Below are 23,493 nucleotides of genomic sequence, written 5' to 3'. Positions count from 1 at the left end.
ATGATGGAAAAAGAAATGCCAGCCACCATAAAGCGGGCCATCGAACTCATTGGCCTGTTCGTCCTGGGAACGATCGTCGTAGCCGGGCGCACGATCATCATGCCTTTGTTAATGGCTTTCTTTTTCAGCCTGGTGCTTTTGCCGGTATTCCGCTTTTTCCGGAAGATCAAAGTTCCTGAAGTGATCGCGGTCTTTTTGCCGATCTTATTATTGACCATCGTCGTAGGCCTGCTGATATGGCTGTTCTCCAGCCAGGTTAGTGCCCTTCTGGATGATTTCCCGAAGATACAGCATACCGTAGCCAAACACCTGGATAACCTGAGTATCTGGATCAGCCGGTCTTTTGGCTATTCTCCGGCAGAGCAGGTAAAATTCATCAATACGGAGAGTAAAAAACTCTTCAGTTCCCTGGGCGGCGTTCTGAGCGGTGCAGCGGGGTCTTTGTCGGGTATCATCATCTTTGTGGGCCTGTTGCCCATTTATATCTATTTTATTATGCTGTACCGGAACCTTTTTATCCGGTTCACGCTGATGTGGTTCCCCAAAAACCAGCACCTGCAAGTCGAAGAGGTCATCCGGCAGACCGAAGTGATGGTTAAAAACTACCTGATCGGCCTGCTGATACAGATTACCTATATCATCATCCTTTTAAGCGGCGGCTTGTGGCTGTTTGGTATACAGAATGCCTTGCTGATCGGGATCATCTTTGCTTTTCTGAACCTCATTCCTTACCTGGGCGCCCTGATCGGTAATATCCTGGGCATCATGCTGACGCTGGCGTCCTCAGAAAGCCTGGCGGATGTCCTGATCGTGCTGGCCACGATCACGGTTGTGCAGTTCCTGGACAATAATATTTTGATGCCGCGTATCGTGGGTTCACAGGTCAGGATTAACCCGCTGGTTTCTATCGTTGGCATTATCGCCGGCGGGGCTATGGCCGGTCTCTCGGGCATGTTCCTGGCGATGCCTTTGCTATCCATTTTAAAGCTCGTATTTGACCACACCGAAAATTATAAGCAATGGGGCGTCCTTTTAGGCGACGACCGTCCATCAAAAAGCCAGCTGGAAATTTAGGCTGTTGGCAGGCTTTCCTTCTTTTTAAAGATTTTGTAAAATTGGAAAATAATCAGTGGCAGCAGGCTGATGGACACAGCAACCAACCACAAGTTAAGCGGAATTACCGAAAGCCCTAAAACCAGGCGCAGGCCGGGCACAGCGAAAACCAGCAGGATGAGGCCGCTGCAGATCATGACCGCCATCCATACCCATTTGTTCCTGGTAATTTCGTTGGTTAAAAAGCCGGAGCCCGGCGATGACATATTGAACACATGGAATAACTGCGCAAAGGTCAGCGTGATAAAAGCGATATGATTACAGGTAAGGTCATCACTGTGCAGTACGGTTTTGCTGTAGGTGACCGCGATGATCACGGCAGCGGTGATGGAAGCTGAATAAAACGCCATGCGCACCCAGTCACTGCCTGTTACCATGGGTTCGGCAGGGTCTCTTGGCGGCCGGAGCATGACCGTCAGGTCACCGGTGCCTAAACCCAGCGCCAGTGCCGGAAAGATATCGGTTACCATGTTCAGGAAGAGGATCTGGAGCGGCAGTAAGGTAGCGCCTGGCATAATCATCCCCAACAGCGTCACAATGACGATCTCGCTCAGGTTACAGGATACCAGGTACACCACGAACTTTTTAATATTCTGAAAGATCTCCCTGCCATGCGCCACCGCACGGGCAATGGAGGTAAAAGAATCATCCTTTAAGATGATATTAGCCGTCTCTTTCGCCACCTGGGTCCCCCTGATGCCCATGGCTATACCAACATCTGCTTTCTTTAACGCGGGCGCATCGTTGATCCCGTCGCCTGTCATTGCTACGATGGCGCCCGCCTGTTGGAATACTTCTGCAATCTCTAGTTTTTGCGCTGGCGAGGTCCTTGCAAAAACGGCGGTATCCAAAATCCGCTGCCGCCAGGCCGGTGTCAGTGCTCCGGCAGGAGGCAGTTCCTTTCCGGTAATCACCGCCTTATCAGTTTCATCGATCAGGCCAACCTTGCGGGCAATGTTCAGCGCGGTTTGCGGATGATCGCCGGTAATCATAACCACCTTGATGCCCGCCTGGCGGCAGTTAAATATAGCGCCTTTGATATCCAACCGCGGCGGGTCCATAAAACCGGCCATCCCGATATAAATGAGGCCATTTAAAAGGTCCTGCGGGTCAGCTGGCTTACCGGTGTGATAAGCGAACGCGAGCACCCGTAACCCGCTGGCCGCCATTTTTTCAGCTTTTAAGAGCAATGCCTCCCGGGATCGGGCATCCAGATCTTTGATCAGTTTACCCGATTGTAGCTTTGCGCACCTTTCGAGCAACCGCTCGACTGAGCCTTTAGCAGCGGTAAAATAACCGGATGAGGTTCGGTGCAGGGTGCCCATCATCATCAGTTCAGAGCTGAAAGGGATTTCAGCGACACGTTCATACTCGCTTGTCAATACAAGGATATCCAGATCCGCGGCAGCGGCCATCTGTATTAGAGCCACTTCTACAGGATCCCCGGCTGTTTCACTGGCATTATTGCAAAGCAGCCCGGCCAATAAGAGTTTTTCCAGGTTTTCAGTGCCTTGCCTGACAGGGCCGCCCGGAAACTTTAAACGGTTGTTTTCGATATGCACCCGGACACTTTCTGCCGGGAAGGCGAAAGTGTCCGCCTGAATTTTGTTTTCGGTCAGGGTGCCGGTCTTATCGGTCAGGATCACACCCGTGCTGCCCAGCGTTTCTACGGATGATAATTGCTTAACGATGGCATTGCGCCTGCCCATCAGCAACATCCCGTAAGCCAAGGCCACCGTGGCAACGACCGGCAAGCCTTCGGGTATGGCGGCTACCGCCAGCGCAATGGAGGTTTCGATAATGGTCAGCAGCGCTTTGCCTTGTATAAATCCTGTTACTGAAAAGATCGCGGTCATCGCCAGGGTCACCCAGATTAGTTTCCGGCTGAGCAGGTTCAGCTTTTTATCCAGCGGTGTAACCGTTTCGGCTGAACTTTCCACCAGCGTGGTGATCGCACCTAACTGCGTATGGGTACCAATGCCAGTGATGATCATTTTCCCGTTCCCGTTAATGACCGCGGCGCCCTTGAAAACCATATTATGCCGGTCGCCAATAATAGTATCCGGAGGCAATGCTTCGGTCGTCTTCTCAACCGGGAGGGATTCTCCGGTCAGGGAGGATTCGTCGCACTGCAAGCGGTGGACGGTTATTAAGCGACCATCTGCGGGAATGATATCTCCGGCCTCCAGCGGGACCAGATCGCCGGGAACCAGGACTTCGGCGGGCACCTGTTGCACTTCACCGTCACGGATCACGTTCGCCAGGATCACTTCCATTTTCTTCAGTGCGTTCATGGAACTGCGTGCCTGCATTTCCATAAAAAAGCCGATCAGCGCATTAATGACGATAACCGCCAGGATGGCTATGGTCTCTAACAAATCCTTAAAGTAAAGGGAAACGATTGCGCCAAAAAACAGCAGGTAAACGATGGGGCTCCTGAACTGCGCCAGCAAGATCAGCCAGGGGCTTTTGGGCGGCTGTGCCGGGTAAATATTAGGCCCATAGGTTTTGCTGCGCCTTTGGGCCTCCGTACCGGAAATACCTTGATCGCTGTGGGTAGCTAACAGCCTGACCACCTCCTCTGCAGGCAATGAAAAAGGATAATCCAGCGGATATCTCATTTATTTTCCTTCCCGTTTATTAAAGGTCAGCAAGGGGATCTTGCCGTAAAAAGAATATTCCTCGGCATTGGAAGGGAAGAACAATTTTTCGAAAAACGATCTCGATTGATGGTTAAACAAAACCACTAGCGAAGGCTTGGTCGATTTGATCGCCCGGTCGATATCCTCCAGTAATGTCCGGGTAATATCCCGTTCGGGGGTTAGCAGACTCACCTGGTAATCCGCCTTTTGCCGCAGTGAGGCTTCCGCCAGTTCCCGGTCATAAGTAAATTCGTAGGGGTAAGAAATATGCATCATCGCCACCGTGGCCTGAATAGGCCTTGCAAAGTCAACGACCTTTTTGAGTTCGTTTTCATAATCGGTCATATCCGATGCGTAGAGAACGTGGGTTAATTCCTTTAAATGATAAGAACTTGGTATACATAAAACCGGCACCTCTGAAGTGTTGATCAGTTTAGCAGTATGTGTACCGAATATTTTTGTAAGGTTACCGGCACCACGGGTACTGATACAGATATAAGAACAGTTATGCTTGTTAGCATAAGCTATTATCCCATCCACTACATCGGTATTTGATGCCAGTACCAATTGATGGTTAATTTCGGGTTCATGGATATCCTGATAGATGCCGGCGATAAATGCTGTTAATTCTTTTGCTGTTTTTTCTTTAAAAGTATCGGTATACACCGTAAAGGCCTGTTCGCTCCATTTGAAGGGCTTTAAAAGGTGGTAAACATGCAGAATTATTAATTCCGCATTGCGTTGTTTGCAAAGTTTAATGGCAAAACGGATAGCGGCTTTTGAATTAACGGACATGTCGGTGGTCACAAGAATTTTTTCCATGAGTTTAAGATTAGTGGTGGGCGATGAACAAGGGCGAATCAATAGCTTTCATGAGCCTGTCGGCCATGCTGGACCTGAACCAGCGGGAAACGTTACCGCGCTGGTAAGCCCCTAAAACAACCAGGCTGTTTTGGGCATTAGTTTTAAGGTAGATTGGCAGCTCTTCTTCCGGGTCCCCGTTTAACAGCGTATAAGTTGCTGCCGGGTAGTGACAGGCGATAAATTCACTGACCAGTTGCTCATTGGGCAGTTCTGCGGGGGCTTGGGTATCGAAAACGGAAACTACCTCAACGGGTTTGCTACGCAGCCAGGGCATCATATAGTTGAATTGCTTGATCGCGTAAACCGCCGCCGGCTTACCATCGTAGAGCAAGGCCACTTTTTCTATGTCCTGATATTTCTTAGGAATGATTAAAACCGGGCATTGTGTAGCGGCGAGTAATTCGCGGATAAAACGGGTGGGCGGCTGTTCCGGCAAATGGCTGAAGGTCTCCGCCGAGCTGATCAGCAGCAGATCGCTGTAAATGCTTTCTTTTAATACTCCCTGCCCCGAAAAACTTGGGGCATGATGAATGGTATAGTTCAACTGCGCTTTTTTACAGGCCCGTTCAAATATATCGGCGGCTTTCATACGCGTAGCTTTATCTTTTTCCAATAGGTGTTTCATCTTTACCTGCGACAGCCCATGCTTTCCAACCAGATCAGCTAGTCCATAACTGTTATAGAGAAACGATTCCAGGAAAACGCCGGATAACAAAGCCTTACTGCTTTCCGCGAGTTTGATCGCGTAGGCCAGCGTGCTGTCTGAAAACTTTAATCCGTTAAATACCGCGCTTATTTTTTTCATGATCAAATATTTTATAAATAACTGAACTGGACAATGACAAGCGGTCGCGAAAAATATGACGGCTGTCATTAAGAGACCAAGCGGTATGTACAATACTTACTTTTCGTTATTTCATTTGCGATCAGCATCAGCCAAGCCAATTGAAACTGCACTATTTTAAAGCATCTACGCGCCTATGTGGAGGTACCGGAAGCGGATTTCTCTAATCACAAGTGGACCCTTGCCATGGAAGTAAGCGACACTAGTTATACCTCATCGATCAAGCGCGCACGCTTGACGGGCAAAGTGTTATATCAAATCCCAGCTCTCCCTTATTGTTAAAGTCGCTTGATTGATTTGGATTTCCGCATCAGCGACATCGGCCACCGAATAGGTTCGCCAAGCAATCACATCAACCAAAATACAGCTCTTTGGATCCAGCTTCAATCCTTTTTGCTCATAAAATTTTTTCAATACAAATAATTTAGCTTCTGCTTCTTCTCTTTTCAATTTATTCGATTCGAAATTGAATTTTAAAAAGCCAACTTGTTTAATACCTGCTTGATCTAAAAGCAGTATATCTGACACGGCACCAATACTGACATCATTGTTCACAATCTTGTTTCTTCTGCGGTGAAGATTATTTTCGAGGGTGTGTCTTTCCAATATTGGTGTAAGAAGATATGACATAGCGATAATGGCATCTAAACCTTTAGCAGAATAAATCCGGTTTTTATAATCATCCCTATTTTCAGCATACGCTTTAGCCTCCTTACGATAGGTTTCTGCCTGCTGTTTAAAAATTTCAAAATACAATTCATGTCCATCCACAAAATTCCCCTCGAATATTTCACAAACCAGTTTCCTAGCCATTTCATAAAATTTGGGTATATAATTAGACGGATATTTGCATTTCTTTAAAATACTCAATTTAACTCTTTCGGATGCGACGATATATCGCGAAATCATTGTCAAAGATATCCGCGGTTCTTTAACAGCTTTTTTTACCTTGACTTCCTGTTCAACTTCACTCATGCTTTTACCTAGATATTGTTACGTTGCCAATATATTTGGCATTACCCCATAGCGCTGTAACTAGTTTATAATGAATAATTTTAATAACTCTAAGATACGAATAAACAATAATGGAATAATCGAAGTTTTACACGACAAGCAATGGCTACTAACATCTTTAGTAAAATAATAAATTAATTACTCTTATCGAGTAAAACGTACCAGTTTCCTTCTCCCACTTTGCTGATAATAATGAATGCGCCAAAAAATGAACGAGTATTTAAACTTTTTTCAAAATAATTTCAGCTGCGCAAATACACTGCGCAGTGCCCCGATTTATTTGTATCAACATTAAAGAAAAGGAGGTTCATAATGAAATTTAACCTGTTAAGCAAATTAAAAACCCAGACCGTTAACTACGCAGGTGCCAAAGCGTTTACGCTGTCACCAGAAATGGAGCTGTACACCGCGGTGGTTACCTGGAGCTTAAATGACTCTTTTTATGAAAAAGACGAGGCGCGTTTAGTGCGCCTGCAAAAACTGATAGCCGCATGTAACCCGGTGTTTGTGGGTAAGCTGGCTATATACGCCCGCACCAAAATGTATATGCGTTCGGCACCGCTGGTGCTGGTTACCGAATTGGCTAAGCTGCACTCGGGCGATAATTTGGTCGCCCGGGTTACCGATGGCGTAATTGGCCGTGCCGACGAGATCACCGAACTGCTGGCCTGCTACGAAACGTTGAACCAGCGTACCGGCACTAAAAAGCTGAACCGCCTAAGCAAGCAATTGCAAAAGGGTTTGAGCACAGCGTTCAACCGTTTCGATGAGTACCAGTTTGGTAAATACAACCGCGATGGCGCCATCAAACTGCGCGATGCTTTGTTTTTGGTTCACCCAAAAGCCAAGGACGAATTACAGCAGGTGCTGTTCAACAAATTAGCGAACGGAGACCTGCAAACGCCTTACACCTGGGAAACCGAACTGTCGGCATTAGGTCAGCTGAATTTCGACAGTGTTGAGGCTAAGGCCATAGCGTTCCGTGCTAAGTGGGAAGAACTGATAGACAGCGGCAAACTGGGCTACATGGCCTTGCTGCGTAACCTGCGCAACATACAGGAAGCTGGCGTAAGCTACGCGCACTTTGAAAAAGTATGCGCCCGTTTAGCCGATGCGGATGAGGTTGCGAAGGCAAAGCAGTTTCCATTCCGTTATTTGGCCGCTTACCGTGAGCTGATTAACCCAGCGATAACCAAAGTGCCTGCACAAAGCCTGGTTAAAAAGCTGACCGCTTTAATGCAGGGCCAAAACAAAGGTTACACCGGCGAATTGCTGGATGCTTTGGAAAAAGCTGTACAGGCAAGCGCTGCCAATATAAAAGGCTTCGGTTATGAAACCCGTGTGCTGTTAGCTTGCGATGTTTCAGGATCGATGCAGGTACCGGTATCGGCTAAGAGTAAAATCTTGTTGTACGATGTGGGCTTAATGCTGGCCATGCTGTTGCAATCGCGTTGTAAAAACGTGGAGGTGGGTATGTTTGGTGACACATGGAAAATCATTGTGGTGCCGCGTAATAACATCTTAGGTAACGTACAGGAGTTTTATCGCCGCGAGGGCGAGGTGGGTTACAGCACCAATGGCTACCTGGTTATCAAGGATATATTACAGCGCAGGGTACAAATGGACAAGGTGTTTCTATTTACCGATGCCCAGTTATGGAACAGCAATAACACTGCCGACCATATCCAAACCCTGTGGTTACGCTACAAGGCAGAGGTATCACCAAACGCGAAACTCTATCTGTTCGACTTGAAAGGTTACGGACAAGCGCCATTGCAAATATTGCGCAATGATGTTTACCTGGTAGCCGGCTGGAGCGATAAAGTTTTTGAAGTGTTAGCTGCTTTAGAAAACGGAGGCTCGGCATTAGATGCTATCAATGAAATAGAACTGTAACCAAGTATGGGGAAGCAAACGCCCCACACTTTTAAAAGGAAATTAAAAAATAAGGATGCCGTAGAAACGGGTTACTTCGCTCATGAAGGGGGTGGGCAGTGTAGTGCAAGCTATGCTGGAGGTTCGAGTCCTCACAAGCGAGCCCCCGTCCCGCGTTCGCCTGTTGCTCCTTATAAAATATAAAGAAGGTGTCGTAAATAAGTCTTACTTCGATTGGACGCTGGGGTTGGCGGTTCGAATCCGTCCCCGCAAGGGTAGCTCAACTGGATAGAGCACAGTGCAGATTGGCTTATTGCTTTTTACCCTTCTTTTTAAAGAAACTAAAATATTAAGGTGCCGTAAATATGCGCTACTTCGTGTCGCCGGTTCGATCCCGGCCTTTGGAAGTAAATCCCATTGTAGCTCAGTTGGTAGAGCAGTGCAAGCTCATATTGACCATCGCCCTTAAAAAAATAAAGAAGATGCCGTAGGTAAGCGTTACTTCAACCTGTCACGTTTAATACGCTTGCCGGATTGTCGCTCTTCTTTTTAAAATAACTAAACCTAAAAAGGTGCCGTAAACTGGTGATACTTCGGTTAGAGCGTCCCGTAAGGGAAGGCCGGTGGTTCAAATCCACCCAGCGATTTATTTCGCATAGTAGCTCAGCAAAAAAACACACCTGTTGCTTTTTGCCCTTTTTTATAAACATAATGAAAGATGCCGTAGGCGGGTAATACTTCGTCTGGTGAAACCGTGTAAACGGTAGGGTTCGACTCCCATAAGACACCCGCCGGTTGTTGCTCTTTCATTTATATTTTGTAACCTTATACAATTAATCATGACCGAGACAATCCTTCAAAAACTGCTCGAACTGGAATTGGCCGAAAATATAAAAATACTGTACGCCTGCGAATCAGGTAGCCGGGCATGGGGCTTTGCCTCGCCCGATAGCGATTTTGATGTACGTTTTATATATGCCCGGTCGGTAAACGATTACCTTGGCATAACAGACCTACCCGACAATTTGGGATTACCTGTTAACGAAGTGTTAGACATAGGCGGCTGGGATATCAAAAAAGCACTAAAGTTATTCCTGAAATCGAATAGCGCACTATACGAATGGCTACAATCGCCAATAGTGTACCACGGAGATTCGCTCTTTGCTGATGATCTGCGTAAGCTCATGTCGAAATACTTCTCGTTACGCTCCGGCGCTAACCACTATCTGTCGATGGCGCATAATACACTTCGAGATGATCTGCAAACTGAACAGGTAAAGCTAAAGCGCTACTTTTATGCACTTCGTCCGGCATTAGCTTGCTTATGGATAGTTGAGAAACAGTCGGTACCATCTATGGAGTTTGAGCATTTGAGAGTTATGATAACCGAGAATGAAGTTCAAAACTCAATAGATGAACTATTGGAAAGGAAAAAGATAGCTGATGAAAAAGCTATGATAACACCTGTTCCGTTACTTAATCAATGGCTAAGCTCTACACTTGACTATTGCAAAGAACGTATACCTGAGCTTCCATCCGAAAAGAAGTATCCGGATGAATTGAATAACATCTTTAGAAAGTATATCCAGATATGACCTACGAACAGTTAAAACAGCAAAAAGAACTTATCCTGCTGGATTGCATAAGCGGCAGTACGGCTTATAATCTGAATGTGGCTGGTTCTGACGTAGACAAGAAAGGGATATTCATCATGCCTCAAAAACAACTTTACGGTTTTGAGCAACAGGATCAGATCGCCAATGCAAGCAACGATGAAGTTTACTTTGAGACAGGCCGTTTCCTGGAATTATTGACGAAGAACAATCCCAATATACTGGAACTGTTAAGCACACCTAAGGAGCATGTTTTATTTCGTCACCCCTTAATGGACCTGATCAAGCCGGAAGATTTTCTGTCTAAACTTTGCCTGGATACTTTTGCCGGTTATGCACAAACGCAGATCAAAAAAGCCCGCGGCTTAAATAAAAAGATCAATAAGCCATTGGATGCTGAACGTAAATCTGTATTGGATTTTTGCTTTGTGATCTATAACAATGGCAGCGTTCTGCTAAAGGAATGGTTAAAGGAGCATAGTTTCAATCAGGATGAATGTGGCTTGGTTAATCTTGATCATTTCAGAAATGTTTATTTGCTATTCCATCAAAAGCAGTTGACCGAAGGTATATTTAAGGGTATTATATCGGGTTCAGAAGCTGACGATGTACAGTTAAGCTCTGTTCCCAAAGGCTTAGAGAATATAGCAGTAATTAACTTTAACAAGGATAGCTATTCAATCTATTGCCGGGAATACAAAGAGTACCAGGAATGGGAAGCAAAGCGAAATGAACAGCGTTATCAAAGTACGCTTTCGCATGGTAAAAGCTACGATGCTAAAAATATGATGCACACATTCCGCCTTTTGAGCATGGCAGAGGAAATCGCTTTGTATCAGCAAGTAATAGTAAAACGCGAGGACCGTGATTTTCTGCTAAAGATCCGCAATGGTGAATTTGAATTTGATGATCTGATGTTGATGGTTGAAGAAAAAATGGAGATGATAAAGAAAGCTTATGAAAAGTCCACTCTGCCAGATAAACCTAATCTTCAAATAGCGGAAAAGATTTTGGTTCAAATCAGAGAATCTTTTTATCGTGGTATTACCTAATGGTGATCAAGAATTCTTCTCCAGTTATGACGTATGGCATTATAGCATGTAAGATAATCGTCTTTCCTGGATGTGGTTCCATCGGCTTCGTATATCGTTTTGCCCCAGATCAGCTTACCGAAATACTTTCCGTTTACTTTATAAACATCAATCTTACCGGTCTTATCTTCACTTAGCCACACGCCTAATATCTTGTCGGCTTCCGGAGTTTGTGCCAACGTTCTCGTTGCAGCAAAGAGGAAAAGCAACAAGGCTATCCTTAGTTTTTTCATTTTTTAATGCTCTTAATGGTATCCTAATCCTCCGGGAGTTAAGTTCCGGCGAAGGCAGACCCGATATTTATTCTACTTAATTTTGATCACAACTTTGCCCTTTGAACGGCCGGATTCTACATAAGCCAACGCTTCGTTGGTTTGTTCGAACGCAAATAATTTGTCGATCACCGGTTTGATCACACCTGATTCTATCAGTGATGTAATTTTTGCCAGTTGATTGCCATCAGCCCGCATAAACAGGAACCGGAAGCTGCTATTGGCCTTTTTTGCTTTTTTCTTCGCACCCGAGCTTAACAATTTGGTCACTAATTTTAAATACCAGGGCAAACCGATCCCGGCGGCGAATTCCGGCGTCGGGGGACCAACCAATGAGATCAGTTGTCCGCCGGATCTTAAAATACGGAATGATTTTTCCAGCACCTCAGGATCCCGGTTACTGTGTAATACCAGATCGTAATCTTTAAGTTTGGTTTCAAAATCTTCTGTTTTATAATCGATCACCAGGTCGGCACCCAGCTTTTTAACCCAATCAGTATTCGCTGAACTGGTAGTTGTGGCAACATAAGCGCCTAAATGCTTCGCCAACTGAATGGCGAATGTGCCTACACCACCGGAGCCTGCCTGAATAAAAACTTTCTGGCCTTTTTTGATCTGGCCGATCTCAACCAAAGCCTGCCACGCGGTTAAGCCAACCAATGGAATAGAGCTTGCTTCGTCCATAGTGAGGTTTTTAGGCTTTAAAGCTAAGTCGCCTTCATTTACCGCGATGTATTCGGCAAAAGAACCTATCCTGTAATCGCCCGCTCTGGAATACACCTCATCGCCTATTTTGAACTGGTTAACGTTCGAACCAACTTTGGTCACCACACCTGCCAGGTCATGGCCGTTTACAAATGGTGGCTTGTAGGGTAAAAACAATTTAAAGTCGCCATTTTTAATCAGTGAATCCAACAGGTTGACACCTGCCGAATGTATTTCTACCAACACCTCGTTTTCCTTTACCGTTGGTTCCGGTAATTCTGCCAGGTGTAATTTTTCTTTTTTGCCGTAGCCTTTTACGATGAATGCCCGCATGATCTTTTTTTTAATTTATTTTTAGGATAGGGAATGATTTTTATGATACTAATACCTGGTAACTTTTTTTAGGATTGACTAACCCGAAAGCTACTTTTGGAAAAAGCCGGTTGATGAGATAAACTGCTTTACTGTCGCCAACCCGGATGGTGAACTGCTCTTTTTTTAAACCTTCGATGAGCGCTTGCACCAGTTTTTCAGGGCTGATCTTTTTATCAGGCCGGTCTGCCACCATATCGGTGTCTACCAGCGGTGGAAGCAACTCATATACTTTGACGGGGCTGCCGATTGCCTGCAGGTGTGCCCTTAAGGTTTTTGTATAGGACGACAGGGCCGCTTTGGACGCGGAATAGGTCGCTTCTACCACGGAAGGTACCATGCAGAGCAATGAAGTGGTATTAATGATCGCTGATTCTTGGCGGGAGTTAAGCATTTTCATAAATAAATTATTCAGGCGTAATACCCCAAAGTAATTCACTTCCATTTCATATACTGCCCCTTCAAGATGTTTATCATTCGCAACGCCCAGGTTCAATGGCGGCACGCCAACCCCGGCGTTGTTATAAAGTATGTCGATACCGCCTATTTGCTCAATCTCACCGAACAGTATCTTTGCGTCACTTTCATTGGATACATCACTTTGAAAGACCGTTATGTCGGGATAGCTTTGTTTGACCGCATCGAGTTTAGTTTTATTGCGCCCGGTGACGATCACCCTTGCGCCTTGTTGCCGGAATTGTTTTGCCGCTTCCAACCCGATACCTGATGCACCGCCTGTGATCAATACCGTTTTTCCTTTGATTTCCATGATCTTGTTTTTGAGTTATTTAGAGGCGTTGATCGATTTTAAAATAGATTTTTCGAAGATCTTGTAAGCGAAATGCTGAAGCAGGAGTATGATCGACGATCCTTTGCCGACAGGGTAGCCAAACGTCGGATCTTTTTCTTTTACTGCCTTTAATAAAGCAGCCACGACCGGCGCAGATTCCGGCGCCTTATCAAATGTACTTTGGGTATAGGCAGTGATCTTTTTCCTGAACACGTCGTAATCCGCGATATTTCCTTCCGCTACAGTGCCGCTTTCGCCGATGCTGGTTTTGAAACTCATCGGTTCAACCATGACCACCTTGATGTTGAACTGGTTCAATTCAAACCGGAGCGATTTAAAGTAACCTTCGAGGGCATGTTTGGAAGCCGCATAATAGGCTACATAAGGAAGGCCAACTAAACCCAGCAGGGAGCCGAGCGTGATAATTTTTCCGTGTTTTTGTCGCCTGAAGTAAGGCAGCAGTTCGTTAGTTAATTTGATCGTTCCCCAAAAGTTGGTCTCAAACTGCTGCTTGCCTAGATCAACCGGAGTTTCTTCAGCAAGTCCGTTTACCAAGAAACCCGCGTTATTGATCAGCACATCTAAAGTTTTGATCTCATTGAACAGTTGTTTGCCAAAAGATTCAATAGAATGGTCATCATTCAGGTTCAACGCCAGTAACTTGAATGGCAGTTTCGCCTGGTGCTTTTCAGGGTTCCGGCTTGTGCCGATCACCTGGTAGCCTTCCTGATGAAGTTTGTTGGCAACAAGCAGCCCAATCCCTGATGAGGCTCCTGTGACTAAAATCGTATGTTTCATTTTGATGTTTTTTAATTATTTAAAAAAGCATTATTGTCCAGCCATCACCGGATAATCGGTATACCCTTTTTCTCCTGGTGTATAAAATGTTGATGGGTCGGCCTGGTTGAGCGGTGCATCTGCTTTAAAGCGTTCAACAAGATCCGGATTGGCAATAAAGGGAACCCCGAATGATACCAGGTCGGCATCACCATCGTTCAATACCTTGCTGGCTTTTGCCTTGTTAAATCCACGGTTTATGATGATAGTGCCATTATAGAGTGGGCGGTAACGTTTAGCCACTTCTTCAATACCCCAGGGATTACCCGATACATCGGTAAATGGCTCAGTCAGGTGTAGGTAAGCCAGTTCATATTCATTCAATTTGGCGACTATATAATCGTGTACGGCGATCGTTTCCTCGTCGAGCATCATCCCCTGGATACCGTGGAGGGAAGGGTTTAGTCTTACACCTACTTTCTTCATGTCGATCACAGAACGCAATGCATCCAGAATGTCGAATAATATACGCGCGCGGTTCTTGATAGAACCGCCATATTGATCCTGGCGTTTATTGGAATAGAGGTTAAAAAACTGATGTAAGAGGTAACCATTGGCTGCATGCAGTTCCACGCCGTCGAAACCCGCTTCCACCGCGTTTGCGGCAGCCTGCTTAAAATCGTTGATGGTTTTTTTTATCTGCTCAACTGTCATTTCCCTGGCATCAACTGTATCTTTAAAGCCTTCAGGGGTGAATGCCTTGGCTAGTGGATTCAATGCGGAAGGTGCTAACGGTAGTTCGCCATCCAGCAGGTCCGGGTGCGATAAACGCCCCACGTGCCATAACTGGGCGAAAATTTTTCCACCCTGCCCGTGCACCGCATCGGTAACCAGTTTCCAGCCTTTAACCTGTTCTTTTGTATAGATTCCGGGAACATTAACATAGCCTACGGCGTCGCGGCTAACATAAGTTCCTTCGGTAATGATCAGCCCTGCCGAGGCGCGCTGCCGGTAATAGCATGCTGTTAGTTCCGTGGCCACATTGCCCGGATTATCAGACCGGCTGCGGGTCATAGGTGCCATTACGATGCGGTTGCTCAGTTGAAGGCCATTTAAATTATAGGGCTCAAAAATAATTTGGTCGTTCATTGCTTTATTTTTAATTGATCAGGGCCTGGTTTGGCCGGCTATCCTTCTGTGGTTTATTTTGTACTTTTTAGTATATTTTAATTCATCAAAAACTTTGATATTACTTGCTTGATCCCAGAATAACTTGCTGCATAACACGGATCCAATAAAAACCTCGTGTAAAGAGCTTCGGGGTGTTTCATGAAAATTATATCACATAACCCTCTAACTCTGCTTTCAGACTCTTGAGCAAGCCCACCATAGGCTTTGCTGTATTCAGCGCCCTGCACATTACAACGGCTCCTTCAACGGCGGAAACAGCTTTAAAAGCGTAAAGTACAGGGTCGAGGTTATCAGAAAACTCCCCTTTCTCAATGCCCTGGTTTAAAATACTCACAAACAATTCCTGGCCATGGCGGATAACACCTGCTATCTTTTCTTTGATAGCCGGAAAATTATCGTCAGATTCCACGGCGATATTACATACCGGACACCCACCTTTCAGGTAGGTATTCAAGGGATCTTTATAGAAATCAAGATAAGCAAAAACCTTGGCCTTTGCAGTTTTACCCTTACTGATGGCCTGCATAATTTTTTCGCCGTTGGTAGCCAACATATAGTTAACAACCTGCAGCGCCAAATCTTCTTTACCTTCAAAATGACCGTAAAGGCATCCTTTTGTCAGCTTCGTAGCTGCGAGCACATCATCTATATTCGCCCCGGATATACCTTTCTGATTAAAAATGGGCGCCGCCGTTTCCAGTATAAATTGCTTGGTTCTTTCAGCTTTGGTAAGCATATCAATATATAAGTTTTACCATGCAAAAATATACTAAAAAGTTTAATTAAAAATACTTTTTAGTATATTAATGCTTTATGATAAGAGGGTGACAATTGCGTTGGGTGCGTTCGTAAGGATTGGAATAAAATAAAAACCCTCTAAATCAGCGATTTAGAGGGTTTTAAGAAGCGGTTAAACTTCATTTGTGCGCCCACCTGGGCTCGAACCAGGGACCAAAAGATTATGAGTCTTCTACTCTAACCAACTGAGCTATAGGCGCAGAAAATATTTACTATTTTCGAGGCCGCAATATTACGGATTTGAACGCAATTACAAAAGCCAAAAATGAAAAATATTAAAAATATCATATTCGATTATGGTAACGTTATCTTCAGTATCGACTTCCGCAAAGCACAGCAGGCATTTAAGCAATTGGGTATCAGCAATCCTGATGAATTTTTCGGTCACCGTAAGCAGGACCAAATATTTGATAAATTTGATCGTGGAGAAGTAACATCTGATGAATTCAGAGGCTATGTAAAGCAAATAATTGACAACCCTGCCGTTACCGATCAGCAAATTACCGACGCCTGGAACAGTCTTCTGCTTGGTATTGCACCCGGGAATCACGAATTATTGTTAAAATTTAAAGAGAAATACCGCACCTTTTTACTCAGCAACATCAACGATATCCATTACACCTACATCATGAACTACCTGAAAACCGATTTTGGCTTTGATGATAACGAGCATTTGTTCGAGAAAACTTATTACTCGCATTTAGTAGGCAAACGCAAACCACAAATAGATTTTTTTGAGCAGGTACTGGCCGAGAATAATTTAAAACCGGAAGAAACCCTGTTTATTGATGACAGTCCGCAGCATTTAGAGGCCGCTAAAACCCTGGGCATCCAAACCTTTTTAATGACTGCCCCCGATACACTTGCTGCATTTGCCGAACGCGAACATTTGGTTTAATTATTGAATAGTAAGTGATATGTATTCAGCGCTATTACATCAATACCACCTGGTTTTATCCGCACGCGGGGCATTGTTTGATTATTGTGAAACAATAAAAACAGAGCATATGCTTACCAGGCTGCCGTCCTTCAATAATGAAAGTATGGTAACGCAGCTAATGCATGTGGCTAATTGTTATTTATTTTGGCTGGCAAAAAGTGTAATGCAACATCAGCGGCCCTATTTTAAGGAGGAGGAACACAGCGACCTAATTTCTGTATGTAACGCGTACCGGCAGGTAGATTTACTTGTGAATGAATTTCTGCAAAACTTCAAAGACTCACTGGAGCAGCAAAGGGTCATTACCCGCCCTGATGGCAACACCCTTAAACGGTCGCCCTTTGAAATATTCACGCACGTTATAACGCACGAATTTCACCATAAGGGCCAGGTAATAAATATGAGCAGGCAATTGGGCTACATCCCTGTAGATACAGATGTGATACGGGATTAGGCCACCTCCATTCCCTCCCTCGGGAGGGGTGTAGTAGGCAAGCATAATGGCAGGGAGGGGTTTTAGGCCATACATGCTTCAATATACACAATGCGAACCCCTCCCTAACCCTCCCAAGGGAGGGAATTAAAAAATTTAGCTATTCCTTCTCTTTTTCTCTTTAACAATTAAACTCAGCTCGCGGCTCATTTGGCCTGCAATGGCGGTATTCTCTTGCGCGCGCCTAAACAGGTATGGCAACACCGCTTTAATAGGGCCGTAAGGCACATATTTAGCCACGTTATAGTTAGCGTTGGCCAGGTTAAAACTCAGGTTATCGCTCATGCCTAAAAGCTGCGAAAAATACACGTGCGGGTTTTTATGTTCTATCTGCTTTTCGTTCAGCAGCTCGGCCAGCAGGCGGCAGCTTTCTTCGTTATGGGTACCGGCAACAATGGCAATATTGCTGATGTTATCGGCACAATAAATAAGTGCGTCGTTATAATCGCGGTCGGTCGATTCTTTGTTGGGCTGTATCGGCGACGGGTAGCCCCTTTCTTCCGCACGTTTACGCTCTTTCTCCATATAAGCGCCGCGTACAATTTTAGCGCCCAGTATAAAACCTTCTTCCTCTGCAACCGAGTGGTCTTGTATGATTGATGCCAGCTTATCGTGGCGGTATAACTGGTAGGTGTTATAAACAATAGCTTTTTCTTTATTAAAAAAACGCATCATGTTCAGCGCGAGGTTATCAATCGTTTTCTGGATCCAGCTTTCCTCAGCATCAATCATCACCGGTACACCTTCTGAATGTGCCATCTCACAAATGGCCAGCACCCTATCCTGTACGGTTTGCCATTCTATCTGCTCATCAACACTAAGTTTAACGCCTTCGTCTAATCGCTCCAGCAAGCCAAAACGGCCAACACCGGTCACTTTAAAAACGGTAAGCGGGATGCTTTTGCTTTTTGATGCGGTAAGTATGGTACGGATGATCTCGTCGCGGGTATTGTCGAATACTTTTTCATCGTCTTCCCCTTCTATCGAATAATCAAGTATGGTACCTACCTTGCCATCGGCCAGGTTTTTAATGGTTGTGCTGCACTCTTCAATAGTTTCGCCACCACAAAAGTGTTTAAATATGGTCGATTTTATCAGCCCTTTGATAGGGAGGCCTATTTTTACGGCAAAATTGGTTATTGGCGGGCCTATCTTTACCAGGAAGTTCACATTGATCACCTTAAACAGCCAGTAGGCGCGGTTAAGGTCGGTATTGGATGAATGGCGGAAAGCGATCTCGGTATTTTCGAAGGATAATTTATCGTTTGGACTCATGTAATTTTTTTGTTCATGGAACATAATTGATAAACTATGTTCCGCCTGAAGTATTGTGCAAAATTATAAAATGATAACTCATTATTGCACGAATAGTTTAATTTTGCCACCCATGATAGAATTTAAGGTAACAGGCGATTATATCCCAATGATACAACTACTTAAAGCGGCGGGTTTGGTACCTACCGGCGGCGAAGCCCAGATAGTGGTTGAGCAGGGCGAAGTAAGCTATAATGGCCAGGTTGATTACCGTAAACGCCTTAAGGTAAAACCGGGCGATGTGGTTGAATTTAGGGGAAAGCAGATCAGGGCAATATAATAAAGATGTGCATATTGCAGATAAGGCCCAACCACTAATTCACTAACCCACTAATTGTTTCAGGATGAATAACATACAGAGCGACGGTTACACCGTATATTTTGAAGACAGCCTTACCCGGCTGGTGAATTTTATTGAGCAGGGCAATTACTCAAGAGTTTTTATCCTTACAGATGAACACACAACCGAGTATTGCCTGCCTATTGTAAAGGAACACTTAGACCACCTGGACAACTACGACCTGATTGAGGTAAACGCCGGCGAAGAAAGCAAAACCATTGATTTTTGTATTGGCATCTGGAAAACACTGATAGATTTTGGTGCCGACCGCAAAGCCCTGATGATAAACCTGGGCGGTGGTGTTATTACCGATATGGGCGGCTTTGTAGCCTCCACCTATAAACGCGGGATAGATTTTGTACAGGTACCCACTACCCTGCTTTCGCAGGTTGATGCATCTGTTGGTGGTAAAACCGGGGTTGATGTAGATGGCATCAAAAACATCATTGGTACGTTCACGCAACCCAAAGCTGTATTTATGCATGGCGGGTTCCTTAAAACCCTGCCCCCGCGCCAGATCCTTTCCGGCCTGGCAGAAATGCTGAAACACGGCCTTATTGTAGATAAAGCCTACTGGGACCAGTTAAAAGTAAGTGACCTGAGTTTACCATCCGACGAGTTGGTACACCGCTCTGTTGAGATAAAAAATGAAGTGGTGATTGCCGACCCGCACGAGAGAGGCATCCGCAAAGCCTTAAATTTTGGCCATACCGTTGGCCACGCGGTAGAGACCTACTCACTGATGAATGATGCCGATCCGCTTTCGCATGGCGAAGCCATTGCCATAGGCATGATCTGCGAGGCCTGGTTAGCCAACAAAAAAATTGGCCTGCCGGATAGCGAGCTATTGGAAGTTACCGAAGTGCTTATCCACCTTTACCCGCGCTACAAGGTATTGGAAGACACCTTCCCAACCTTGCTGGAGCACATGGCAAAGGATAAAAAGAACCAGAACGGCCAAATAAATTGCACGCTGCTGAAACATATTGGTGAATACAGTATTGATAATATCTGCACGGAAAGCGAACTTTGCGATAGTTTAAGATATTACGCCACGCTGTAAGATGCCCCCTTTAGATACCCGTAAAGAAGCTGTTATTGTATTAATAGGCCTGCTGGTGGTGCTTACCCTCACCGAAATGTGGTTTAGCTACCGCGATAACCGCCATTACTATGAAAAGCGCGACACCCTCACCAATATATACTTAACCACACTCGCGTTTTTGCTTAACCTGGCGGTAAACGGCAGTACGTTCTTTTTGCTCAGTTATGCTTACCAGTTCAGGCTGTTCCAGATAAATAACGCGGTACTGTATTGGTTTGTGCTTGTAGTGGTACAGGATTTCCTGTACTGGGTACTGCATTACACCGGGCATTATTGCCGCCTGTTTTGGGCCATGCATGTTACGCACCACTCGTCAGAGCATTTTAACTTTACAACGGGGTTCCGTTCTACCGTGTTCGAGCCTTTATACCGCACTTTTTTTTACCTGCCGCTGGCCTTTATGGGTTTTAACGCGGTCGATATTTTGTACGCCTACCTGGTAACGCAGCTGTATGGCAATTTGGTACACACGCAATACAAAATCCCCTTGCCAAAGTGGTACGGGCTTATTTTTGTAACACCGGCGCATCACCGGGTGCACCACGCGTCAAACATCCCTTATCTTGATAAAAATATGGGCATGGTGCTGATACTGTGGGACAGGCTTTTCGGCACCTTCCATGATGAAGACGCAGACGAGCCTGTTAAATACGGCCTTACTCACCAGCCCGAAAACATGGGGCCGGTAAACGTCCTCTTCCATGAATGGAAAGCCTTGCTCCGCGATGTTAAACACGCGCCCGGCATCAGCAATAAGCTAAAATACCTGTTTAACCCTCCCGGCTGGAGCCACGACGGCAGCACGCAAACGGCAAGAGTGTTGCAAAGGGAGTATAAAAAATTGCCTGTTTAGGCGCAAGCATGCGCCCCGCATGAGCGCAAAATACCTAAAGCCTTATTACGCAAACTTTTATTGCGAGCGTGGGTTATTCTGTTAAACCACCCATGAAAAATATAACACCTTTAACCTGTATCGCTTTTCTATTATTATCAATTACAACCTTAACAGGATGCCATTTTAGCGCCGGTACAAACAAAGATTTAAAAACCGGGCTTTCAAGTTCGTACTACGGTTTCTCGGTTGAAGATGTGTTTTTAGCGAATAGTTCTAAAGAACGGCTTTCATCAAATAAAATACCGCTCAATTCTACTTTTTTGATATTAGCGACCGGCGTAGGTAACTACACCTTAAAAGATGGTAAAGCTTACCCGGGTTGCGAAATTACTATTAAAGATAAAAGCGGTAAAACGGTTGGCCACATTGACAACGCTATGTCCGACATTTCAAGCAGCGGGCTTCCCCCCGAAGGTGCAACAACGTTATCTGCAAGGGTTACACTTTATCCCCCGTTTGTGGCAGGTGAAACCTACCATGTATCTGTCCGCTTTTTTGATAACCAAAATGAAAAAAATAAAATAACTGCCGATATTGATATTGTATTACAGTAAAGCGTTTTTAAAACAGCCTGTAAATATAACTCAGCTCGTAAACCATAAACACAATTACCAGTGCCGCATGGAATTTTTTATTGCTGGTGTTCATGGCGATGACGCACAGTACCAGGTGCGATATATTCCTTGCGGGATACTCCCAGCCGTAATGTGCCGAGTAATAGGCCTTCCCTTTGATATAGGTATCTATAAAATCGAGTATAAAGCTTAACCCCAGCGTACCGAAGATCCATTTTTTGCGGGAGTAGAAATAATTGTAGTATCCCGCATAATCCTCCATATTTTCGGGCAGGAGCAACGAACACAGGAAGTAATATACCGAGATATAAATAAACAGGAAAAAGTATTCAATGAAAGTCCAGTGGTTTATTACCCGCAGCTGCGATTCCCACCACCAAAAGTGCATGATCAGCAGCAGGACATACACGCACCACAATAAGTGCAGCCAGTAAGGTTTGGCCAGTTTGGGGTGTTGTACAAACTTAATAAGGCCTTTAATTAAATGGGCTATACTTAAGCCTAAAATAATACCCAGTATGGTTTTAATATGGTCAAAGGTCATGACTATTGAATAGGTTATGATGTTAAGGTTTATAAATTTAATATTTTATACCATTAATGTTGGACATTTATACTTAAAAACCGAACATCCGGATAACGTAACAAGTAAGCCAATGGTCATTTTTAACAAATTATATTCTGTTAGCCTTAACTATTTTACAAAAAATAAAATTATCTATTGACAAATTAATTTTTACTTGTACATTTACACCATAACAAAAACAAATGACTACATCACGTGCATATTTTTATGGTTACTACTTTTACTTTACCAGTAAGAGCCGGGACTGATATGTACTAACAAAACATACAAATCACTGAAAAGTCCCGGCCCTAAAAGCCGGGATTTTTTGCTTTATAACATTTATGAAAACCGAGAAACCAAGAGTTGCCATACAAGGGATCCGCGCCTCCTTCCACGAAGAGGCCGCATTCAAATACTTTGGGCAAAATATCGAAACTATTGAATGCAACTCTTTTAAGCAAACATTTGAGGCTTTACAGAATGACGAGGCCGATTATGTGATAATGGCTATTGAAAACAGCATAGCGGGCAGCATACTGCCCAACTACTCGCTGATGATGGGTTACAATTTCCCGGTGGTAGGCGAGGTTTATGTGCCAATACAGCTACACCTGATGGCGTTACCGGGCGTACGGTTCGAGAATATTAAATACGTAACCTCTCACCCTATAGCCATACGCCAGTGTATTGATTTTTTTGACGAATACCCGCACCTTAAAATTGTTGAAAGTAATGATACTGCCGCCTGTGCCAAACGCATCCGCGATGAGCAGTTAACCGACACCGTTGCTATAGCCAACACACTGGCCGCACAACTGTACGGACTGGATGTTTTAGAGCGCCGCATCGAATCGAATAAGCTTAATTTTACCCGCTTCCTGATCCTTACCACGCATGAGAACGCCAAGAAGAAAGGGAACCCAAACAAAGCATCGCTATGTTTCCAGGTGAGCAACCAGGTTGGCGCGCTGGCCAAAGTGCTTAACATTTTTGCGCAGGAAGAGGTAAACATGAGCAAAATTCAAAGTATGCCGGTTTTAGGTAAGCGTAACGAGTATAATTTTTATGTAGACATTGAATGGAAAGAAAGTAAACATTACGATAATTCCATTCGCCAGATATTGAAGTACACACACAACTTTAACATACTGGGCGAGTATCAGCGCTACGAAGAAGATACCACACCAAAGCCTTTAAAAGCCGAGAAAACAAAACGGTATATCAACGTAAAGAAACTAAACGAGCAGAAAGATGAGTGAAGAAGATTATAAAGAATTAGCCGGATAACCGAAAGTCGGGATA

The 23,493-nt window shown here is 44.7% G+C and carries 24 protein-coding genes and 1 tRNA gene; 11 read left to right on the top strand and 14 right to left on the bottom strand.

The window, feature by feature from the left end; translation table 11 throughout:
* Entirely contained in the window at positions 1 to 1,074 is a 1,074-nt protein-coding gene (locus tag IDJ75_RS03480) for an AI-2E family transporter (protein WP_191174210.1), read from the top strand.
* Here the strand turns inward: IDJ75_RS03480 and IDJ75_RS03475 are convergent.
* The 4 genes from IDJ75_RS03475 to IDJ75_RS03460 all read right to left on the bottom strand — a co-directional run bounded on the left by IDJ75_RS03475 (position 1,071) and on the right by IDJ75_RS03460 (position 6,438).
* On the bottom strand, positions 1,071 to 3,734 hold the full coding sequence (locus IDJ75_RS03475) for a cation-translocating P-type ATPase (RefSeq protein WP_191174209.1): 2,664 nt from the start codon (positions 3,732 to 3,734) through the stop codon (positions 1,071 to 1,073). The two genes, IDJ75_RS03480 and IDJ75_RS03475, sit on opposite strands and share 4 nt — an antisense overlap.
* Positions 3,735 to 4,577 (bottom strand): universal stress protein, encoded by an 843-nt coding sequence (locus tag IDJ75_RS03470; RefSeq protein WP_191174208.1) that lies wholly within the window; start codon positions 4,575 to 4,577, stop codon positions 3,735 to 3,737.
* A gap of 10 nt (positions 4,578 to 4,587) precedes the next feature.
* Positions 4,588 to 5,424, bottom strand: a complete 837-nt coding sequence (locus tag IDJ75_RS03465) for a universal stress protein (protein WP_191174207.1) — start codon at positions 5,422 to 5,424, stop codon at positions 4,588 to 4,590.
* 288 nt (positions 5,425 to 5,712) lie between these two features.
* On the bottom strand, positions 5,713 to 6,438 hold the full coding sequence (locus tag IDJ75_RS03460) for a hypothetical protein (protein ID WP_191174206.1): 726 nt from the start codon (positions 6,436 to 6,438) through the stop codon (positions 5,713 to 5,715).
* Between the two features lie 351 nt (positions 6,439 to 6,789).
* Here IDJ75_RS03460 and IDJ75_RS03455 point away from each other — a divergent pair, with 351 nt between their 5' ends.
* Positions 6,790 to 8,373 carry a TROVE domain-containing protein gene (locus tag IDJ75_RS03455; protein WP_191174205.1) on the top strand — a complete coding sequence of 528 codons (1,584 nt, stop codon included), beginning with the start codon at positions 6,790 to 6,792 and terminating at the stop codon, positions 8,371 to 8,373.
* A gap of 642 nt (positions 8,374 to 9,015) precedes the next feature.
* On the opposite strand, the gene IDJ75_RS03450 is transcribed toward IDJ75_RS03455, so the two are convergent.
* Positions 9,016 to 9,162 carry a hypothetical protein gene (locus tag IDJ75_RS03450; RefSeq protein ID WP_191174204.1) on the bottom strand — a complete coding sequence of 49 codons (147 nt, stop codon included), beginning with the start codon at positions 9,160 to 9,162 and terminating at the stop codon, positions 9,016 to 9,018.
* 29 nt (positions 9,163 to 9,191) lie between these two features.
* Here IDJ75_RS03450 and IDJ75_RS03445 point away from each other — a divergent pair, with 29 nt between their 5' ends.
* Both IDJ75_RS03445 and IDJ75_RS03440 read left to right on the top strand, forming a co-directional pair.
* Positions 9,192 to 9,947: a nucleotidyltransferase domain-containing protein gene (locus IDJ75_RS03445; protein WP_191174203.1), complete on the top strand. Its 756-nt coding sequence runs from the start codon at positions 9,192 to 9,194 to the stop codon at positions 9,945 to 9,947.
* Positions 9,944 to 11,017, top strand: coding sequence for a DNA polymerase beta superfamily protein (locus tag IDJ75_RS03440; RefSeq protein ID WP_191174202.1), 1,074 nt, complete (start codon positions 9,944 to 9,946; stop codon positions 11,015 to 11,017). Before IDJ75_RS03445 ends, IDJ75_RS03440 begins: the two co-directional genes overlap by 4 nt.
* Here IDJ75_RS03440 and IDJ75_RS03435 read toward each other — a convergent pair.
* The 7 genes from IDJ75_RS03435 to IDJ75_RS03405 all read right to left on the bottom strand — a co-directional run bounded on the left by IDJ75_RS03435 (position 11,014) and on the right by IDJ75_RS03405 (position 16,161).
* Entirely contained in the window at positions 11,014 to 11,235 is a 222-nt protein-coding gene (locus IDJ75_RS03435) for a DUF2147 domain-containing protein (protein ID WP_191174201.1), read from the bottom strand. The two genes, IDJ75_RS03440 and IDJ75_RS03435, sit on opposite strands and share 4 nt — an antisense overlap.
* A gap of 126 nt (positions 11,236 to 11,361) precedes the next feature.
* Entirely contained in the window at positions 11,362 to 12,366 is a 1,005-nt protein-coding gene (locus IDJ75_RS03430) for an NADP-dependent oxidoreductase (protein WP_191174200.1), read from the bottom strand.
* 40 nt (positions 12,367 to 12,406) lie between these two features.
* Positions 12,407 to 13,174 (bottom strand): SDR family oxidoreductase, encoded by a 768-nt coding sequence (locus IDJ75_RS03425; protein WP_191174199.1) that lies wholly within the window; start codon positions 13,172 to 13,174, stop codon positions 12,407 to 12,409.
* A 15-nt stretch (positions 13,175 to 13,189) separates the two neighbouring features.
* Positions 13,190 to 13,993 (bottom strand): SDR family NAD(P)-dependent oxidoreductase, encoded by an 804-nt coding sequence (locus IDJ75_RS03420; protein ID WP_191174198.1) that lies wholly within the window; start codon positions 13,991 to 13,993, stop codon positions 13,190 to 13,192.
* A gap of 30 nt (positions 13,994 to 14,023) precedes the next feature.
* Positions 14,024 to 15,121 (bottom strand): alkene reductase, encoded by a 1,098-nt coding sequence (locus IDJ75_RS03415; RefSeq protein ID WP_191174197.1) that lies wholly within the window; start codon positions 15,119 to 15,121, stop codon positions 14,024 to 14,026.
* A gap of 187 nt (positions 15,122 to 15,308) precedes the next feature.
* Entirely contained in the window at positions 15,309 to 15,899 is a 591-nt protein-coding gene (locus IDJ75_RS03410) for a TetR/AcrR family transcriptional regulator (RefSeq protein ID WP_191174196.1), read from the bottom strand.
* 188 nt (positions 15,900 to 16,087) lie between these two features.
* A tRNA-Ile gene (locus IDJ75_RS03405) sits at positions 16,088 to 16,161 on the bottom strand.
* 65 nt (positions 16,162 to 16,226) lie between these two features.
* On the opposite strand from IDJ75_RS03405, the gene IDJ75_RS03400 reads away from it, so the two are divergent.
* Positions 16,227 to 16,859 (top strand): HAD family hydrolase, encoded by a 633-nt coding sequence (locus tag IDJ75_RS03400; RefSeq protein ID WP_191174195.1) that lies wholly within the window; start codon positions 16,227 to 16,229, stop codon positions 16,857 to 16,859.
* A 19-nt stretch (positions 16,860 to 16,878) separates the two neighbouring features.
* Entirely contained in the window at positions 16,879 to 17,355 is a 477-nt protein-coding gene (locus IDJ75_RS03395) for a DinB family protein (protein WP_191174194.1), read from the top strand.
* A gap of 135 nt (positions 17,356 to 17,490) precedes the next feature.
* On the opposite strand, the gene IDJ75_RS03390 is transcribed toward IDJ75_RS03395, so the two are convergent.
* Positions 17,491 to 18,669 carry a proline dehydrogenase family protein gene (locus tag IDJ75_RS03390; protein WP_224746464.1) on the bottom strand — a complete coding sequence of 393 codons (1,179 nt, stop codon included), beginning with the start codon at positions 18,667 to 18,669 and terminating at the stop codon, positions 17,491 to 17,493.
* A gap of 112 nt (positions 18,670 to 18,781) precedes the next feature.
* On the opposite strand from IDJ75_RS03390, the gene IDJ75_RS03385 reads away from it, so the two are divergent.
* The 4 genes from IDJ75_RS03385 to IDJ75_RS03370 all read left to right on the top strand — a co-directional run bounded on the left by IDJ75_RS03385 (position 18,782) and on the right by IDJ75_RS03370 (position 21,602).
* On the top strand, positions 18,782 to 18,988 hold the full coding sequence (locus IDJ75_RS03385; protein ID WP_191174192.1) for an RNA-binding S4 domain-containing protein: 207 nt from the start codon (positions 18,782 to 18,784) through the stop codon (positions 18,986 to 18,988).
* A gap of 64 nt (positions 18,989 to 19,052) precedes the next feature.
* Positions 19,053 to 20,111: a 3-dehydroquinate synthase gene (gene aroB, locus IDJ75_RS03380; protein WP_191174191.1), complete on the top strand. Its 1,059-nt coding sequence runs from the start codon at positions 19,053 to 19,055 to the stop codon at positions 20,109 to 20,111.
* 1 nt (position 20,112) lies between these two features.
* Complete coding sequence (locus tag IDJ75_RS03375; protein ID WP_191174190.1) at positions 20,113 to 21,006, top strand: sterol desaturase family protein; 894 nt, start codon at positions 20,113 to 20,115, stop codon at positions 21,004 to 21,006.
* A 92-nt stretch (positions 21,007 to 21,098) separates the two neighbouring features.
* Positions 21,099 to 21,602 (top strand): hypothetical protein, encoded by a 504-nt coding sequence (locus IDJ75_RS03370; RefSeq protein WP_191174189.1) that lies wholly within the window; start codon positions 21,099 to 21,101, stop codon positions 21,600 to 21,602.
* A gap of 7 nt (positions 21,603 to 21,609) precedes the next feature.
* Here the strand turns inward: IDJ75_RS03370 and IDJ75_RS03365 are convergent, their stop codons facing one another.
* A complete protein-coding gene (locus tag IDJ75_RS03365) occupies positions 21,610 to 22,167 on the bottom strand; it encodes a hypothetical protein (RefSeq protein ID WP_191174188.1) in 558 nt (185 codons plus the stop codon).
* 365 nt (positions 22,168 to 22,532) lie between these two features.
* On the opposite strand from IDJ75_RS03365, the gene IDJ75_RS03360 reads away from it, so the two are divergent.
* On the top strand, positions 22,533 to 23,450 hold the full coding sequence (locus tag IDJ75_RS03360) for a prephenate dehydratase (RefSeq protein WP_191174187.1): 918 nt from the start codon (positions 22,533 to 22,535) through the stop codon (positions 23,448 to 23,450).
* The last annotated feature ends 43 nt before the right edge of the window (positions 23,451 to 23,493 follow it).

It is taken from the genome of Mucilaginibacter rigui, from assembly GCF_014773275.1.
Classification (GTDB): Bacteria; Bacteroidota; Bacteroidia; order Sphingobacteriales; family Sphingobacteriaceae; genus Mucilaginibacter; species Mucilaginibacter rigui_A.
The sequence above is the reverse complement of the archived record's forward strand: the minus strand, read 5'-3'. Positions and strand labels throughout refer to the sequence as shown.

What these genes read in the sequence shown, in the direction of transcription:
- IDJ75_RS03480 (WP_191174210.1), top strand. Translation starts at nt 1, where the DNA reads ATGATGGAAAAAGAAATGCCAGCCACCATAAAGCGGGCCATCGAACTC.
- IDJ75_RS03475 (WP_191174209.1), bottom strand. Translation starts at nt 3,734, where the DNA reads ATGAGATATCCGCTGGATTATCCTTTTTCATTGCCTGCAGAGGAGGTG.
- IDJ75_RS03470 (WP_191174208.1), bottom strand. Translation starts at nt 4,577, where the DNA reads ATGGAAAAAATTCTTGTGACCACCGACATGTCCGTTAATTCAAAAGCC.
- IDJ75_RS03465 (WP_191174207.1), bottom strand. Translation starts at nt 5,424, where the DNA reads ATGAAAAAAATAAGCGCGGTATTTAACGGATTAAAGTTTTCAGACAGC.
- IDJ75_RS03460 (WP_191174206.1), bottom strand. Translation starts at nt 6,438, where the DNA reads ATGAGTGAAGTTGAACAGGAAGTCAAGGTAAAAAAAGCTGTTAAAGAA.
- IDJ75_RS03455 (WP_191174205.1), top strand. Translation starts at nt 6,790, where the DNA reads ATGAAATTTAACCTGTTAAGCAAATTAAAAACCCAGACCGTTAACTAC.
- IDJ75_RS03450 (WP_191174204.1), bottom strand. Translation starts at nt 9,162, where the DNA reads ATGAAAGAGCAACAACCGGCGGGTGTCTTATGGGAGTCGAACCCTACC.
- IDJ75_RS03445 (WP_191174203.1), top strand. Translation starts at nt 9,192, where the DNA reads ATGACCGAGACAATCCTTCAAAAACTGCTCGAACTGGAATTGGCCGAA.
- IDJ75_RS03440 (WP_191174202.1), top strand. Translation starts at nt 9,944, where the DNA reads ATGACCTACGAACAGTTAAAACAGCAAAAAGAACTTATCCTGCTGGAT.
- IDJ75_RS03430 (WP_191174200.1), bottom strand. Translation starts at nt 12,366, where the DNA reads ATGCGGGCATTCATCGTAAAAGGCTACGGCAAAAAAGAAAAATTACAC.
- IDJ75_RS03425 (WP_191174199.1), bottom strand. Translation starts at nt 13,174, where the DNA reads ATGGAAATCAAAGGAAAAACGGTATTGATCACAGGCGGTGCATCAGGT.
- IDJ75_RS03420 (WP_191174198.1), bottom strand. Translation starts at nt 13,993, where the DNA reads ATGAAACATACGATTTTAGTCACAGGAGCCTCATCAGGGATTGGGCTG.
- IDJ75_RS03415 (WP_191174197.1), bottom strand. Translation starts at nt 15,121, where the DNA reads ATGAACGACCAAATTATTTTTGAGCCCTATAATTTAAATGGCCTTCAA.
- IDJ75_RS03410 (WP_191174196.1), bottom strand. Translation starts at nt 15,899, where the DNA reads ATGCTTACCAAAGCTGAAAGAACCAAGCAATTTATACTGGAAACGGCG.
- IDJ75_RS03400 (WP_191174195.1), top strand. Translation starts at nt 16,227, where the DNA reads ATGAAAAATATTAAAAATATCATATTCGATTATGGTAACGTTATCTTC.
- IDJ75_RS03395 (WP_191174194.1), top strand. Translation starts at nt 16,879, where the DNA reads ATGTATTCAGCGCTATTACATCAATACCACCTGGTTTTATCCGCACGC.
- IDJ75_RS03390 (WP_224746464.1), bottom strand. Translation starts at nt 18,669, where the DNA reads ATGAGTCCAAACGATAAATTATCCTTCGAAAATACCGAGATCGCTTTC.
- IDJ75_RS03385 (WP_191174192.1), top strand. Translation starts at nt 18,782, where the DNA reads ATGATAGAATTTAAGGTAACAGGCGATTATATCCCAATGATACAACTA.
- aroB (WP_191174191.1), top strand. Translation starts at nt 19,053, where the DNA reads ATGAATAACATACAGAGCGACGGTTACACCGTATATTTTGAAGACAGC.
- IDJ75_RS03375 (WP_191174190.1), top strand. Translation starts at nt 20,113, where the DNA reads ATGCCCCCTTTAGATACCCGTAAAGAAGCTGTTATTGTATTAATAGGC.
- IDJ75_RS03370 (WP_191174189.1), top strand. Translation starts at nt 21,099, where the DNA reads ATGAAAAATATAACACCTTTAACCTGTATCGCTTTTCTATTATTATCA.
- IDJ75_RS03365 (WP_191174188.1), bottom strand. Translation starts at nt 22,167, where the DNA reads ATGACCTTTGACCATATTAAAACCATACTGGGTATTATTTTAGGCTTA.
- IDJ75_RS03360 (WP_191174187.1), top strand. Translation starts at nt 22,533, where the DNA reads ATGAAAACCGAGAAACCAAGAGTTGCCATACAAGGGATCCGCGCCTCC.